Annotated in this window: 10 protein-coding genes; 4 read left to right on the top strand and 6 right to left on the bottom strand. The window is 72.6% G+C overall.

Annotation, left to right across the window (positions count from 1 at the left end; genetic code table 11):
• Positions 1–3: 3 nt before the first annotated feature.
• Positions 4–642, top strand: a complete 639-nt coding sequence (upp, locus tag E3O41_RS02545) for a uracil phosphoribosyltransferase (RefSeq protein ID WP_067028462.1) — start codon at positions 4–6, stop codon at positions 640–642.
• An 826-nt stretch (positions 643–1,468) separates the two neighbouring features.
• Here upp and E3O41_RS02540 read toward each other — a convergent pair.
• Genes E3O41_RS02540 through E3O41_RS02530 form a run of 3 tightly spaced genes read right to left on the bottom strand, consistent with a single transcriptional unit; the run spans position 1,469 to position 6,836 of the window.
• A complete protein-coding gene (locus tag E3O41_RS02540; RefSeq protein WP_135011970.1) occupies positions 1,469–5,101 on the bottom strand; it encodes a TM0106 family RecB-like putative nuclease in 3,633 nt (1,210 codons plus the stop codon).
• 29 nt (positions 5,102–5,130) lie between these two features.
• A complete protein-coding gene (locus E3O41_RS02535; RefSeq protein WP_067028463.1) occupies positions 5,131–5,427 on the bottom strand; it encodes a hypothetical protein in 297 nt (98 codons plus the stop codon).
• Positions 5,424–6,836 carry a PspC domain-containing protein gene (locus tag E3O41_RS02530; protein WP_067028465.1) on the bottom strand — a complete coding sequence of 471 codons (1,413 nt, stop codon included), beginning with the start codon at positions 6,834–6,836 and terminating at the stop codon, positions 5,424–5,426. Before E3O41_RS02530 ends, E3O41_RS02535 begins: the two co-directional genes overlap by 4 nt.
• 135 nt (positions 6,837–6,971) lie before the next feature.
• Between E3O41_RS02530 and E3O41_RS14315 the strand changes: the two genes are divergently transcribed.
• From E3O41_RS14315 to E3O41_RS02515, 3 genes are all read left to right on the top strand, one after another.
• Positions 6,972–8,162, top strand: coding sequence for an ATP-binding protein (locus tag E3O41_RS14315; RefSeq protein ID WP_158231539.1), 1,191 nt, complete (start codon positions 6,972–6,974; stop codon positions 8,160–8,162).
• Complete coding sequence (locus E3O41_RS02520) at positions 8,155–8,829, top strand: LuxR C-terminal-related transcriptional regulator (RefSeq protein ID WP_067028467.1); 675 nt, start codon at positions 8,155–8,157, stop codon at positions 8,827–8,829. The genes E3O41_RS14315 and E3O41_RS02520 overlap by 8 nt, the downstream gene beginning before the upstream one ends.
• A gap of 75 nt (positions 8,830–8,904) precedes the next feature.
• Positions 8,905–10,968 carry an NAD(+) synthase gene (locus E3O41_RS02515; protein WP_067028476.1) on the top strand — a complete coding sequence of 688 codons (2,064 nt, stop codon included), beginning with the start codon at positions 8,905–8,907 and terminating at the stop codon, positions 10,966–10,968.
• Positions 10,969–11,028: 60 nt separating this feature from the next.
• Here the strand turns inward: E3O41_RS02515 and E3O41_RS02510 are convergent, their stop codons facing one another.
• The 3 genes from E3O41_RS02510 to E3O41_RS02500 form a co-directional block, all read right to left on the bottom strand.
• Positions 11,029–11,895 (bottom strand): class C sortase, encoded by an 867-nt coding sequence (locus E3O41_RS02510; RefSeq protein ID WP_158231540.1) that lies wholly within the window; start codon positions 11,893–11,895, stop codon positions 11,029–11,031.
• Between the two features lie 62 nt (positions 11,896–11,957).
• Entirely contained in the window at positions 11,958–13,310 is a 1,353-nt protein-coding gene (locus E3O41_RS02505) for a SpaH/EbpB family LPXTG-anchored major pilin (protein ID WP_158231541.1), read from the bottom strand.
• 72 nt (positions 13,311–13,382) lie between these two features.
• Complete coding sequence (locus tag E3O41_RS02500; RefSeq protein ID WP_067028482.1) at positions 13,383–16,193, bottom strand: LPXTG cell wall anchor domain-containing protein; 2,811 nt, start codon at positions 16,191–16,193, stop codon at positions 13,383–13,385.
• Between the last annotated feature and the right edge of the window lie 52 nt (positions 16,194–16,245).

Here is a 16,245-nt window from a genome sequence, read left to right as displayed (position 1 = left end):
TCCATGCGCCTGCACGTTGCGGACCACCCGCTCATCACGCACAAGCTGACCGTCCTCCGCAACGTGAAGACGCCGTCGCCGGTGTTCCGCCAGCTGACCGAGGAGCTCGTCACGCTCCTGGCGTACGAGGCCACCCGCAACGTGCGGGTCTCGCCGCGCGAGATCCAGACGCCGGTCACCACGACCATCGGCGTGGAGATCAGCGACCCCAAACCGCTCGTCGTGCCGATTCTGCGCGCCGGCCTGGGCATGCTCGACGGTATGGTCAAGCTCGTCCCCACCGCCGAGGTGGGCTTCCTCGGCATGGTCCGCGACCACGAGACGCTCGAGCCCACCACGTACGCCGAGCGCCTGCCCGACGACCTCAGCCACCGCCAGTGCTTCGTGCTCGACCCGATGCTCGCCACCGGCGGCTCGCTGGGCGCGGCGATCGACTTCCTCTTCGACCGCGGCGCCGTCGACGTGACCGCCGTCTGCCTGCTGGGCGCGCCCGAGGGCGTGGACTTCATCGAGAAGCACACGGCCGGCAAGAACGTCACCCTCGTGCTGGGCGCGCTCGACGAGAAGCTCAACGAGAAGGGCTACATCGTGCCCGGCCTCGGCGACGCCGGCGACCGCCTCTACGGCTCCGCCGGGTACTGATCCCGGCGCCGGGGCGCGCGGCCGGGGGGAGGTCTCGGCTGCGCGCCCTTCGGGCGCTTCGCTCGACCCGTCTCCGCTCGCTTCGCTCGGTCGACGAGCCGTGGCGGGATCGGCGCGGCGAGCTGCGCGCCCGGGCGGATAATCCGCACGCCGCGGAGGAGAACCGCGCTCGGGCGGAGGGAAAGGCCCGGATCCGGCCGACCGCGTGCGGATCTCCGGCCTCGCGCGGGATCCGGCCGCCGCAGTGCACGCCCGGGCGGAGGTTCCGGGGGCGCGGGGGGAGGTCTCGGCTGCGCGCCCTTCGGGCGCTTCGCTCGACCCGTCTCCGCTCGCTTCGCTCGGTCGACGAGCCGTGGGCGGGATCGGCGCGGCGAGCTGCGCGCCCGGGCGGATCAACTGCGCACCGCGGAGGAGAACCGCGTTTGGGCGGAGGGAAAGGCCCGGATCCGGCCGACCATGTGCGGATCTCCGGCCTCGCGCGGGATCCGGCCGCCGCAGTGCACGCCAGGGCGGAGGCTTCGAGTGGCCCGGGCGAGGTCTCGGCTGCGCGCCCGGGCGGATCAACTGCGCACCGCGGAGGAGAATCGCGCTCGGGCGGACGGAAAGGCCCGGATCCGGCCGACCTTGTGCGGATCTCCGGCCTTGCGCGGGATCCGGCCGCCGAAGTGCACGCCAGCCGCAGCTCCGGGCGGCCGGCGCGAGGTCTCGGCTGCGCGCCCTTCGGGCGCTTCGCTCGACCCGTCTCCGCTCGCTTCGCTCGGTCGACGAGCCGTGGGCCGGATCGGCGCGGCGAGCTGCGCGCCCGCCGCAGCGCGCACGGCGCGGGTCAGGCGCCGACGAGGCGGGCGAAGGCGCTGAGGCGGGTGACGCCCTCGGGGGTGTGCGGCAGGTCGTCGAGCAGCGCCGGCGAGTGCACGAGGTACGACGCCACCATGGCGCGCGAGATCGCGACGTTGAGGCGGTTCTGCAGGAGCAGGAAGTCGCTGCCGCGCGGCGCATCGCGACCGGATGAGGCCGCGAGCGTGACGATCGAGACCGCCGCCTCCTGCCCCTGGAACCGATCCACCGTGCCCACGCGGACGCCGTCCAGACCGGCCTCGGCCAGCGCCCGCTCGACGCACAGCACCTGCGCGTTGTAGGGCGCCACGACGATCACGTCGGCGGGGGCGAGCGGTCGCGGATCACACGGCTCGGCGGATCCGTCGCCGGTGATCCGGATGTCGGTGAATGCCCGGCCCATCAGGTCCCGGGCGATGCGCACGACCTCCGCGGCCTCCTCCGGCGACTCGGTGGCGTTGCCGCGATGCCGCACGGGCACGACGTGCAGGCCGGGGTCGATGCCCTCGACCGCGCGCCGCTCCGCGCCCTCCCGCGAGGCCAGCCGGCCGGCGTACGACAGGCGCGAGACGACCGCCGACACCTCCGGGTGCATGCGCCACGACCGCGCGAGGAAGTACCCGTGGGTGGCGGGGATGACCTGCTCCCCCGCCATGACCCAGCCGAGCGCCGACGTGTCGACGGGCTCGGGGTGGGTGCCCTGGCTGACCTGTGGCAGCTGCTGCGGATCGCCGAGCAGCAGCAGGCGCCGGGCCGCGAGCGAGACGGCGATCGTCGAGGCGAGGGAGAACTGGCCCGCCTCGTCGATCACGAGCAGGTCGAGGCTGCCGCGCGGCACGCGCTGCGTGTGCGAGAAGTCCCACGCCGTGCCGCCGATCACGAACCCGTCCGGATGCTCGGCCGCGAAGCCGACCACGCCGTCCTTGCGGATGGGCGTGAACGACACCTCGGCACCGGCGTCCTTGGGCGCCTTGGCCACGCGCAGGGCGGGGAGCCCCGCCGCGACGATGCGATCGAGAATGTGCTCGACGACGGCGTGCGACTGCGCCACCACGCCGACCTTGAAGCCGTGCTCGGCGACGAGCCGGGCGATCACGTGCGAACCCACGTAGGTCTTGCCCGTGCCGGGAGGGCCCTGCACCGCGAGGTAGCCGCGGTCGAGGGCGAGGATCGACGCGGTGATCGCGGCGACGTCGTCGCCGGCGCTCGGGGTGAGTCCGCCCGCGGCGCGCGGCGGGACGCGACGCAGGAGGTCGGTGGCGGCGTCGGACGGGAAGGCGCGGCGCGGTGCCGGGGCCCCGTGCGGCGGTTTCGGCTCGTCGCTGCGCTCCTCGCTCAACCCGTTTCCGCTCCGCGGCTGCGCCGCTGCGGTCGACGAGCCCGGGGGTACCGCCGGCGACGAGCCGGCGGCGGAGAGGACCGACTCGGCCCACGCCTCGATCGCCTTCTGCTGGTTGCCGGCGCGGGGCGGCGGGGCCGGGGCGAGGGCGACGGGCAGCTCGGCCCACGTCATGCCGCCGATCGCCGTCTCCTCCACGACGACGCCGTCGTCGAGCTCCTCGATCACCCGCACGCCGCGCGGCACATGGATCCAGCGGGGCGAGACCTCGGCCGCGAACGGGGCGGGGCGCGCGTAGAGCGCGTAGGGCTCCGCGCCCTCCCGCAGGCGCGTTCCGGGCGCGACATCGCCGCGCAGCGCCACGACGCGACGCTCGACGCGGCCCGACTCGGGCGTGTGCCAGTCCTCGACGATCGCGGAGCGCGCCGCATCGACCGCCACGACGTCGCGCGTCTCGGCCCATAGCGACAGCGGCTCGCGCAGCCGCTGGAAGTGCCCCTGCCAGTAGCTCTTGGCCTCGCGCGGGTAGTAGTCGATGGCCGCCGCGCCCAGGCGCAGCGCCTCCGCGTCGGGGTCGTCCGGATCGCCGTCGAGCGCGAGGATGCGCAGCTGCTCGGCGAGCGGCGACGGCTCGTAGGTGATGGCCTCGTTGCGGTCGGGCGGTGCGGGCAGCACGCCGGCCTCGCGCGCGCGATCGACGAGCCAGTCGCGCAGCCGCCGCGTCGAGACGCAGTCGTACGCGTTGTACGCGGCGAGGTCGTCGAGGATCGCGCGCGCCTCGTCGGACCGCCCCTCCTCGAGCAGCGCCCGCGCCTCGACGTAGCGCAGGATCGAGTCGCCGCCCTGCTGCACGTCCTGCGTGCGCACCTCGTCGCCCATGTAGAGCGGCTCGAGCTTCTTGATCGAGTACGAGCGCGACCCCACCCGGATCGCGCGCCGCACGATCGGGTACAGATCGACGAACAGCTCGTCGCGGAGCATCCGATCAACATCGCCCTCGCGCACGCCGTGCCGCGCGGCCATCGCCGCCAGGTGCGTGGGCTCGTACGGCGCGTAGTGGTAGATGTGCATGTCGGGGTGGGCCGCGCGCCGCGCCGCGACGAAGTCGCAGAACCGCTCGAGCGCCTCCCGCTCAGCCGCCAGATCGTGCGCCCACAGCGGGGTGTAGCGCTCCTGCATGTCGACCCAGCCGAAGAGGTAGTCGATCCCCCACTCGTCGCCCGCCGCGCCGGGCTCGCTGTAGAGCGGGTCGCCCTCGAAGTCGAAGAAGATGTCGCCTCGGTCGGGCCGCGGCATGGTGGCGAGGGCCTCGGGCATCACGACCTCGTACGCGGGGACCGGGTGCTCCTCGACCTCGGCCTCGGCCGAGGAGGGCACACCGGCGGGGCTGGCGAGCTGCAGGCGCGCCTGCGTGCGCAGCCCCGCAAAGACCTCGGGGTTCATGCGGGCGGTCGGCTCGGTCGCCGCGGCGAGCGCGTCGATCGTCTCGATGCCCGCCGCGCGCAGCCGCTGGCGCTGCACCGGTCGCATGCCGGCCACGAGCAGCACGTCGCGCTGCGCGATCGCCTCCTGCTCGCAGGTGGCGCAGCGCCCGCAGGCCACGACCTCGAGGTCGCCCCGCCCGTCGCCCCACGCGATCGGCTCGCCCGCGGCACCGAGGTCGATGCGGCGATCGGCGATCAGCGCCCGTAGGCGCCGACGCCGCACCCGGAACAGCGGCAGCAGGTCGTCGGCGCGGTGCGTGCTCGTGGTGCCGTCGCCCAGGAGCAGGTCGACCTCGCCGGAGCGGGGCACGCCCAGCCGATCCAGCTGGTCTACGTACGCCGCCAGCTGCATGAGCGCAGTCACCTTGGCCCGCCGGGCGAGCTTGGAGTCCTGCACGCGCCAGGAGCCGTCGTCCTCGCGCCACAGGAAGTCGGCGAAGCCCACGAACTCGGGCGTGCTGAAGGCCGCCTGGAACACGACGCGCGCGGCGGGGTCGTTCAGCGCCCGCGCGGTCTGGTCGAGCGCGACCGCCATCGCCTCCGGATCGCCGGCGCGGGCCGGCGCGATCTCGATCACGCCCGGGCCGAGCTCGCGGCGGTACGCCTCGAGCACGCGGGCCTCGTGCGCGTCGCCGAGCCGCGCGGCCCGCTCGAGCATCTCGTCCTCGGGCTCCTCGACCGCCGGCACGCGGCCCAGCTTGGCGTCGAGCGCCCGCAGCCACGCGAACTCGCACTCGGCGGCGACCTTGAGGTCGCTCGCGCTCCAGACGACGCGCTGCTCCGACGGGATGTATCTCACGGATCGAGGCTAACGAGGGCCTCGGACAGTCACTCCGCCGGCGTGTCGCCCGCGGCCTCGACCGGCGCGGTGTCCCGCGTCTTCCCGTGCCGCAGCGCGAACACGAGCCCGCCGATCACGATCGCCACGCCCAGCGCCATGAGCACGGCGGCGCCGATCCAGCCCGGCTCCGCCCGCAGCAGCACGGGCGACAGCGCCTCGTGGATGCGGTCGGAGATGTCCGGCACCGCGATGATGACGAGGCCGAGGATCGCCGCCAGCGCCAGGAGCGCGCCGCACACGATGCCCGGCCAGCGGAGGGAAGGTGCGGTGGTGTCGTTGCTCATGACGCTCCTCCGGCGAACTGGTCGATGATGATCTGGCCGCTGCGCTGATCCAGGAGGATCGTGCGCGCGGGGACGTTGGTTCCCCCGTCGTAGGTGAGGGACCAGGTTCCGTCCGGGTCCGGCGCCACGTCTTCGCTCGTGGGACCGGCGTCAGACCAGTCGTTCACCTGCACGGATCCGCCGAACGCGGCGATCTCGATCCTCACGTCGACGTCGGGCTGCACGGTGATCCACGTGGTGCCCGATCCCTTGATCACGCGCGTGATGCCCTGGCCCTCCTCCCAGGGCCCCACGTCGAGCGTCAGGTCGCCGAACGCCTGCGCGATCTCGTAGTCGCCGGCGGGGGGCACGCGGTAGGCCGACCCCGGCGGCACGAACTCATCGAACGTCTGCAGCACGACCCCCGATCCGCCGATCGCCAGCAGCACCACCGAGACGAACGCGAGGAACCCGCTGCGGCGCCGCATCAGCCCGGCGACGATCATCGCCAGCGCCACCACCCCGGCCGCCGCGAGCACGGCCCCGATCGCCGCGCGCTCGGGCGCCTCCACCTGGAACGCCATCCACGTGCCGACCGCGACGATGAGCGCCAGCCCGGCGGTGACCGCGACGAAGGGGATCGACGTGCGCGGCTTGGCGGCCCGGCGCTCGGCGCGCAGGCGGGCGGCCTCGGCGCGGAAGGCCCGTACCTGCTCGCGGCGGCGCGCGCGCTCCTCCTCGCGCGCGGCGCGCTCGCCGTCCACCTGCTGCCGGCGCCACGCGTCGTGCTGCACGCGCCACTCGGCGTACTGGGCACGCCAGGCGTCCATGTCGCCCGAGGGCTCGGGCGCGATGGGCTCGGTCAGAAGGGGCGACGGGGCCGCCCCCACGGCCACCCCGTCGCCCGCGGCGGTCGCCGTGACGGCGCCGCCGACATCCCCGGTCGCGGGGAGACTCGAGACGAGCGGCTGGCGCCGGGCCAGCCACACGATGACCACCGCGGCGAGCGCGAGGCTCACGACCGCGAAGGCCATGGCCCCGCCGAGGCCGAGGAAGCTCGCGGTCGTGATCGCCCAGGTCCCGAACACGAGGCCCGCGCCGACCGTGCTCACGATCGCGAGGCCGGCGGTGGCGAGCGCGCCGAGGATCGCGGGTGCCGATCCGTGGCGCAGCTGCAGCGCGATCCGCCCCTGGGCGTCCGGCAGCAGCGCCCATCCGGCGGCGTACAGCCACAGCCCGGGGAAGCCGAGCACGGTGGCGACGGCGAACACCCCGCGGACGATGATCGGGTCGACGCCGATCCGGTGCGCGATCGCCGCGCAGACGCCGCCGGCCCAGCCGCCCTCGCGGACGAGACCGAGCTCGCGGATCCAGCGCCACGGCGCCGCCTCGGCCCGGGGCGGGGCGACGGGTGCGGTCGGTGAGGTCATGCCTCGATCCTCGCCCGCGCCCCGGGCCGCCGGCCATGAGGGACTCCCCTGATCCGCCCCTGAGAACCCGTTCGGATGTCGCCGGCGTGTGGTTCGCTGGACTCGCATCATCCCGCGCGATCAGAGGAGCCCGACGTGTCCGCACTCGCCACACCGCACCGTGCGGTCGCCGTGCCGCCGCTCACGCGTCACAACGACGCGGTCGTCGCCGGTGTCGCGGGCGGCCTCGCCGATCACCTCGGCTGGCGCGTCGGTCCGACCCGCGCGCTGTTCGTCGTGCTTGCCCCCGCGCTCGGCGCGGGCGTGCTGCTGTATGCGTGGCTGTGGGCGTTCACGCCGCCGACGCGACCGGGCCGGATCACCCGGCAGGCGCCCGTGGCATGGATCGCGCTGGCGCTGGCGATGGTGTTCACGCTGCCGGTGGTCCAGATCATGGCGGAGATGATCAACTGGGGCTACTACTCCGGTCTGTCATCGCTGGTCGCCTTCGTCCCGGCGGTGATGCTCGCCACCACGGCCGGCCTGTGGTCGGCGTGGATCGATCGCGACGATCCCGCCCGCGGCGCCACCCACGACCTCCTCGTGCGCATCCTCGCCACCGCGCTGCTGTCGGTGCACCTCCTCGCGGCGCTGACGGTCGCCGCGCGTCGGACCCCGCTCGCGATGCTCGGCGTGCTCGTGATCCTCGTGGCCATCGCGGCCCTGTGGGCCTCGACCTTCGTCACGCGCATGCGGGAGCTGCAGGCGGCCCGCGTGGCGAGCATCCGCGCCGAGCACCGCGCCGAGATGGCCGCGCACCTGCACGACTCGGTGCTGCAGACCCTCGCGCTGATCCAGAACCGCGCGGGCGCGTCCAGCGAGGCCGGTCGCCTCGCCCGCGCCCAGGAGCGGGAGCTGCGCGCGTGGCTCTACGACGGCGACCTGCCGGCCGACAGCGACCTGGCGACCGACCTGCGCGATTACGGCTCGGCGCTCGAGCTGGACTACGAGGTCGCGATGACCGTGGTCTCGGCCGGCACGTCCACCGAGCGTGCGAGCGGCGAGGTCGCCGCGGCCGCCCGCGAGGCCATGCTCAACGCCGCCCGCCACGCCGGCGGCGAGGTCTCCGTCTACATCGAGGGATCGCCCGGAGCGGTGGACGTGTACGTCCGCGATCGCGGTCCCGGGTTCTCGCTGACGGATGTCCCGGCCGATCGCATCGGCATCCGCGAGTCGATCATCGGTCGCATGCGCCGCATCGGCGGATCCGCGACCGTCGGGCCCGGCTCGGGCGGGGCGGGCACGCAGGTGCACATCCGATTCCCCTCCGGGAGCGCGCGTGGCTGAGCTGCGGGTCGTGATCGTCGACGATCATTCGATCTTCCGCTCCGGGTTGCGCGCCGACCTCGCGGCGGACCTGCGCGTGGTGGGCGAGGCCGCCGACGTCACCACCGCGGTCGCGGTGATCGCGGAGACGCTGCCCGATGTCGTGCTGCTGGACGTCCACCTGCCGCTCACCGCCGACGCGCGCGGCGAGGGAGAGCGGACGGGCGGCGAGGAGGTCCTGCTGCGGGCAGCGCCGCTCTCCCCCGCGACGCGATTTCTCGCGCTGTCGGTGTCGGACGCCGCCGAGGACGTCGTGCGCGTCATCCGCGCCGGTGCGCGCGGGTACATCACCAAGGGCGCGTCGGGACCGGAGGTGTCGGCCGCCGTGCGCACGGTCGCGGACGGCGACGCGGTGTTCTCCCCTCGGCTTGCCGGCTTCGTCATCGACGCCTTCGGCGCCGCTGCCGGCGAGACCGCGCAGGCCGACGACGAGCTCGACCGGCTGTCGGCGCGCGAGCAGGAGGTCATGCGCCTCATCGCGCGCGGCTACGCCTACAAAGAGGTCGCGGCTGAGCTGTTCATCTCGATCAAGACCGTCGAGTCCCACGTGTCCGCCGTTCTCCGCAAGCTCCAGCTGTCCTCGCGACACGAGCTCACGGCGTGGGCGTCGGCCCGACGCCTCCTCTGACGGCCGCAACCCCCCCCCCTCCGACATTCTGGGTCGGGCCGGTGCGCGCCCGATCGCGCGTGCCAGACTGAACGCGTGACCGACTTCGACTTCGAGAGCGCGTACGGACACGGCTTCGCACGCGTCGCCGCCTGCACGATCCCGCTCGCGATCGCCGACCCGGCCGCCAACGCCGAGACCGTGCTGGCCAGCGCGCGGGAGCTGCACGCGCAGTCGGTGGCCGTCGCGGTCTTCCCGGAGCTGTGCCTGTCGGGCTACGCGATCGACGACCTGCTGATGCAGGACCCGCTGCTCGACGCGGTGCGCGCCGCGATCGAGACGATCGTCGCGGCATCCCGCGAGCTGTTCCCGGTGCTCGTCGTGGGCGCCCCGCTCGCCGTCGGGAACCGCGTCTACAACACGGCGGTGGTCATCCACCGCGGCCAGGTGCTGGGCGTGGCGCCGAAGTCGTACCTGCCCACGTACCGCGAGTTCTACGAGCGCCGGTGGTTCGCCCCCGGCGACGACGCGTTCGGGGAGATCGAGCTCGCGGGAGAGGCGGTCCCGTTCGGACCCGACCTGCTGTTCGAGGCCACCGATGTGCCGGGGCTCGTGGTGCACGCGGAGGTCTGCGAGGACTTCTGGGTGCCCGTCCCGCCCTCGTCGCTCGCGGCCCTCGCGGGCGCGACGGTTCAGCTCAACCTGTCGGGCAGCCCCATCACGATCGCGCGCGCCGACGACCGCAAGCTGCTCGCGCAGTCGTCGTCGGCGCGCAACCTGTCGGCCTACCTGTACGCGGCGGCGGGTCTCGGCGAGTCCACGAACGACGTGTCGTGGGACGGTCAGACGATGATCTACGAGGCGGGCACCCTGCTCGCCGAGACGGAACGCTTCCCCGACGGACCGCGCCACGCGATCGCCGATGTCGACCTGGACCGGCTGCGTCAGGATCGCCTGCGCCAGGGCACGTTCGACGACAATCGCCGCACGTTCGACGACCAGGTGCAGTTCCGGCGCGTGGCGTTCGCGCTCGAGCCGCCGACGGGCGACATCGGCCTGGTGCGTACCCTGGACCGCTTCCCGTTCGTGCCCGACGATCCCGAGCGGCTTGCCCAGGACTGTTACGAGGCGTTCAACATCCAGGTGTCGGGGCTCATGCAGCGCATGCGCGCGATCGGCGATCCGAAGCCGGTGATCGGCGTGAGCGGCGGCTTGGACTCCACCCACGCGCTCCTCGTCATCGCCCGGGCGATGGACCGGATGGGCCGTCCGCGCAGCGACATCCTCGCGTACACGATGCCGGGCTTCGCGACGAGCGACCACACCAGGTCGAACGCCGTGCGCCTGGCGGAGTCGGTCGGCGCCACGATCGAGACGATCGACATCCGACCTGCGGCCACCGAGCTGTTGACGCAGATGAAGCACCCCTTCGCGCAGGGCGAGCCCGTCTACGACGTCACCTTCGAGAACGTCCAGGCGGGCCTGCGCACCGACTACCTCTTCCGGCTCGCGAATCACCACGGCGGCATGGTGGTGGGCACGGGCGACCTCTCCGAGATCGCGCTGGGGTGGGCCACGTACGGCGTCGGCGACCACATGAGCCACTACGGCGTCAACTCGGGCGTGCCGAAGACGCTCATCCAGCACCTCATCCGCTGGGTGATCGCGCACGGTGAGGAGCAGGGCGTCTCGCCCGAGGAGGCCGAGGTGCTGCAGTCGGTGCTCGACACCGAGATCAGCCCGGAGCTCGTTCCCGCCGGCCAGGACGGGAAGGTGCAGTCGACCGAGTCGACGATCGGCCCCTACGCCCTGCACGACTTCGCGTTGCACTACGTGCTGCGGTACGGCTACCGCCCCTCGAAGATCGCATTCCTCGCCGAGCGTGCCTGGAGCGACCCCGAGGCGGGCGCGTGGCCGCCCGGCTTCCCCGCGGAGGATCGCTACGCCTACGACCTGCCGACCGTCGCGAAGTGGCTGCAGGTGTTCCTGAAGCGCTTCTTCGGGTTCGCGCAGTTCAAGCGCTCGGCGATCCCCAATGGCCCCAAGGTCTCGCCCTCCGGATCCCTCTCGCCGCGCGGCGACTGGCGCGCGCCGAGCGACGGCAACGCCCGCGCCTGGCTCGCCGATCTCAGGCGCGCCCTGCCGGACCTCGTGGACTGATCCGTCGCGCCGCGGCGTCGCGGGCCCCGTCCCGCCTCCGGGGACGGGTCGGCGGCAGGGTCAGCCGCGCCGCCACGCGCGCACGACGAACCCCGCTGCGGCCACGAGCACGATGGCGAACACGATCGACCACCACGGCAGCGACCATTCGGCCGCGGCGGCCGTCGCCGCCGGCGCGTCGGGGAAGACGCGCTCGGCCGTCACGAGGATGCGATGACTGTTCACGCCGATCGGCGTGCATGTCACGAGCGTGAGCAGGTCGCGGCCGACGACCGGGCGCAGGGCGTCGACGTCGGTCGGCAGCACGACGACCGATTCCGTCACCTCGTAGACGAGCGTCTCCCCGTAGACCTCGATCTCGATGCGATCCCCGCGGTCCAGTTCGTCGAGGCGCGTGAACAGCTCCGCCTCGGCGAGCCCGCGGTGGCCGGTCAGCACGGTGTGCCTGCCCTGTCCGCCGATGGGCATCGCCGTTCCCTGAAGGTGCCCGACCCCACGGCGGAGGACGTCGTCCGCCGTGCCGTGATAGACGGGCAGATCCAGATCGATCGCCGGGATACGGATGCGCGCCATCACTCCGTCGCCGTCGTCCAGCAACGACCAGTACGGGTCGGAGGGGTCGACGACGGTATGGGGTGTGCTCGCGTCGAACGGGTCCGGCAGGACACCCCGACCGAGCAGGGCGTTGTACTCGTCGGCATCCCGCAATCGGTCCGCTCGATCAGCGGGCTCGAGCGCCGCCACCGTCTCGGAGTATCGCGCGCCCGTCGTCACGGCAGCACGCTCCGCGAACCACGAGGCGGTGGCGGGATACAAGGCGACGGCGGCGCCGAGGACCACCAGCGCGGCGACGAGCACGGCCGACCAGCGGCTGGGCGATCGAGTGCGCACCCACCGCGGCGGCGGTGCCTCCGACGTGCGCGTCACGGTCATCTCCCTGGTGGCGAAGGGGCCGCCCGCGTGGGCGGCCCCTTGAATGCGATCCGAGGTCAGGCCGCCGTCCGGCGGCGGGTGAGACCGATGCCGGCGCCGAGCAACGCGATCGCGACGCCCGCCGCGATGAAGAGGGCCGTGCCATCGCCACCCGTCAGCGGCAGCTGGAACGCGGGCACCTGCTCGTTGGAGACGGTGACCTGCGTGCTCGCCGTGGCGCCCTCGACGACCGTCACGGGGATGGGCGTCGGGTCGAGGACATATCCGAGGGGAGCCGCCGTCTCGACGAGGGTGTAGTCGCCGGCCTTCAGGTCGATGACAGCGATGCCGTCCTCTCCCGTCACGATGTGCGCCACGACCTCGCCGGCGGCGTTGTGCACGTCGAACTCGGCACCCGCCAGCGTCAGGTCCGTGTCATCGCCGCCGTGCTTGAGGACCCGCAGGCTCCCCCACGAGGTCGTGACGGGAACGGACTCGAGGCCGTTGGAGTGATCCGGGTCGTTCACGAACACGGTCGCGCTGTTCTCGATCGCGCCGTCTCCGATCGCGTTGACGGTCGTGTCGATGACGACCGTGATGGTGGCGCCCGCTGCGTTCTCGAGCTTCGCAAGGCCGGATGCGGTGAAGCTCACGGCGAAGGCCGGACCGGGGGTGATCGTGTAGTCCGCCGCGTCGAGCGTGACGCCCTCGACCGAGACCGACGCCCCGACGTAGTCGAGCCTCGAGTCGAGCGAGTCGGTCAGCGCGAAGTGGGTGAGCCTCTGACCGTCCACGACCGCGGGCACCTTGGCGGTGATCGTCCACGCCACGGCGTCGCCGATGACGAACGCGTCGGCGTCGTCGACCGTCTTCACGGGCGCGGTCGTGACGGTGTTCTTCGGGTACACGTGCACGTCGTAGATCCAGTCGCCCTCGAGCGGCGTCGGAACGCTCACGAGGAACGGCTCGCCGGCGATCGTGATGCCGTTCTGGCCGGGGTCCGTCTCGGAGACCAGGTACACGCCGATCGGCAGTCCGGCGAAGACGGCGTCACCGCGCTCGTCGGTGACCTGCGACTGCGGAGCGCCGAGGGTGTGCTGCGCCGCGACAGTGGCCGCGTCGAGACCCTCGAGGATCTGCCAGTCGGCCGGATCGGTCAGATCGATGTCGGTGACCCGCTGCACCGAGAACGTCACGCCCTCGAGGGGTGTGAGGCCGGTGGTGTCGACCTGGGTGCCGTTGTGTGGCAGGCCCGTGGCGGAGTCCGGCTGAGCAAGCTTGTGCACATTGATCGAGCCGGTCGCCGCCGGGTCGACCTCGGGTGCGGCGTTGGCGGGAGCCGTGGCGCCAAGCGCGATGAGGACGCCGAGCGCGAGGGCGCCGGCACCGGTCGCGAGCGCCTTCATGCGGCGTGTCAGACGTGCGGACATGGTGTCCGTTCCTTTCATCAGGTGGTGATGTGTGCGTGGAGTGATCGTGGGATCGACGGGCGCCGCGTGGCGTCAGTCTTCGCCGGGAGCGCGCCGCCGCCGACTCAGCACCAGGCCGAGAACCAGCGCGAGCGCGATGAGAGCGCCGCCGATCGCGAGGTACCAGACGGGGCCAGCGCCGCCGGTGAGCGGCAGGGCGGGAAGCGGCACCTCTCGATTGACGAAACGGACGATCGTGTGCTCGCCGAAGCCGACCGCTACCGGACCGTCGATCGCCGTCCAGTTCGCCGGGTCGGCCAGCGCGCCGGGCTCGTCGGGGTCAGCCGTGAAGCGCTCCACCGCGACCTGGACGTAGGTGCCCGTGTAGGACCGAACCGCCGCATCCCTCTCGCCGAGGAGGTGGTCGGCTTCGGGGGTCACGCTGATCGTGTTGGCCTCGGTGAGCTCGTCGTCACCGTCGACCTCAATCAGCGTGCCGTCGTCGGACTCGGCCGTGAGCACCCAGTCCGCCGGCTCCGCGGTGCCACCCGAGGGCGACTCCACGACCTTGAGCAGGCTCAACGTGCTCACGCATTCGACGGTGTTCGTGATCGCCACCGTCTGACGACCGGCGACGATGTCGACCGTGAGAGGAACGGGGCTCTCGCCGTCGATCCCGTCGCCCGTGGCGACCGCTCGCGTGAGCGTGCACCCGCTCATGGACGAGGAGATGGTCGTCCGCTCGTCGATCCGGACGACGTCGCCGGCGGTCAGACCCGTCGACTCGCCGCCCCACGGCGCCTGCGTCGCCCCCTCTCCCAGGTCGAGCAGCAGTGCCGCCTCGATCCCCTCCGGCTGCTCGCCGTCGGGATAGGTCTCGCCGTTGACCTCCCACGTCTTGGTCACGACGAGGCTTGCCTCCGCCGGCGCGTTGACGATGACGCAGGTCACGGACTCGCCGATGGCGTCCGTCGGGATGGACACGGTGCCGCGCGCGCCGTCGCCCTCGCTGATCACGGCGCCCGTGGCGGCGATCGTGCAGCGATACGAGGACTCGTACTGGTCCAGCGCCGACGCGGAGCCGGAGGCCATGCTCTCGGCGAAGGCGTAGGTCTGCCCAGGGACCACGGTGACGGCATCGATGCGCTGCGCCTGTTCGCCCGTGTCCTGGCCCTGGGTGACGGCTTCGCCGATCGATGCTCCCGCGGGGTCGAGGAGGCTGAGCGCGAACTGATCCGTGTCGTCCACCCTCGCCACGACGTCCTTGACCACGGTCAACTGCGTCGGGCGGGGGGCATTGGTGAACGTGCAGTCGATCGCGGACGCGCCGATGTCGGAGGGCACGTCGACGCGCCCATCGGTGCCGTCACCCGAGACGAGCGGGGCCTGCGCACCCGTGGCCCGGTCCGTCACGAGGCATGTCCAGGAACTGTCGTACCCGTCGATTGCCGTGGGCGATCCCGGCGCCATCGCCTCGCGGACCGTGTAGGAAGCTCCCGGCTCGACCACCACGGGGCCGGCGGCGCGGGTCTGGAGCCCGACCGCCGATCCCGTCGTCGTCGCCGACGCGACGGTCTGGCCGTCGCGCTCCGCCGTCAGGGTGAACTGGTCGGCGGCGGCGGCGCGCTCGGTCACGTGCTTGTGGACGGTGAGCGTGGGCTTCGGCGCGTTCGTGAAGAGGCACGTGATCGGCCGCCCCGCCTGGGCGGTCGTCACTGTCAGGCTGCCGGAGGTGCCGGTTCCCGTGGCAACCGTCTCGGTCGCTCCCGCCGCCGTGACGACGGTGCACGCCCACGAGGACGTGTATCGCCCCAGCTCGGTGGCAGACCCGGCGGCCATGACCTCCGTGAAGCGGTACGTCGTGCCGACCGAGACGGGGACCGGGCCGGCGGCGACGTCCTGAATGCCCGTGGCGCTGCCGGTCGTGGTGGCTGATGTGACGGTCGTCGAGCCGGTGGCGATGGAGAGCACGAACTGGTCGGAGCCGTCTGCCCGCGCGAGGATTTCCTTCTCCACCGTGAGCGTGGGAGGCGTCGCACAGCTGGACAGATCGGTGCTCGTGACGTTGTTGCGAGCGAGCTCGGTTGTCACGGTGCCACCCCACGCCCAGGTCGAGGGATTGAAGCGATCCATGCGGGATCCGTTCGCGAGCAGGATGCTGCCGTCCTGATCGAAGGCGATGCCGTTCACCGACGTGACGTAGGACGAGACGTTGCCCGAGTTGGGTCGAGCCGCGGTGATCTGCTGGTCGCCCGCCGGGGACGCGATCGCGGCACCGATCTGTTCAGCCGACACGGAGAAGATCGTGGTCGCCGTGCTGGTCGATCCCACCACGTAGAGGTTGCCCTGCGCGTCGAACGCCATGTCTCCGTTGATCGACCCGCTCATGCCGGTCGCGAAGGATCCCAGCGATCGGTACTGTGCGGTGGCCGGATCGAAGCTGTACAGCCGGAAGCGAGAGCCGCTGAACAGCCCGAACAGGTACAGCCCGGTTCTCGTGTCAACGGCACCCGCGACGACGAATCCGCCGGTCTCGCGGGTGTCGAAGCCACCCTGTGCTCCCGTCCCATCGGCCCAGGCCCAGGTGTTGGTCGAAGCGGTGTACACCATCACCCGCACGTAGTGGTTCGTCCCGACCGTCCAGCGCTCCAGCGCGTAGGCGCGGGAACCGTCGGCCGTGATCCCCAGCCCGTTCGCCTCGTCGACGCCGCGTGATGTGCTCGCTCCGACCGTCCAGGTGAGGCTCCCGGGCGTCGCGATCTGCGCGATCGCGCCCGTCGAGGTCACCGACTGCAGCGAGCCGTCCTGGCGCAGCGAATAGCTCGTTCCCGCTGTGCACACGAGATTCGCCGCCGCCGCCGCCGGAGCGGTCGGCACGGCGACCAAGAACGTCAGCAGGAGCATGAGCGCAGCGACTCCCGCTGCGATCCGCGCACGGATGAGACCGTGAAAATGG

Source organism: Microbacterium sediminis (assembly GCF_004564075.1).
Lineage (GTDB): Bacteria > Actinomycetota > Actinomycetes > Actinomycetales > Microbacteriaceae > Microbacterium > Microbacterium sediminis.
This window is presented reverse-complemented; position numbering and strand designations above follow the sequence as displayed.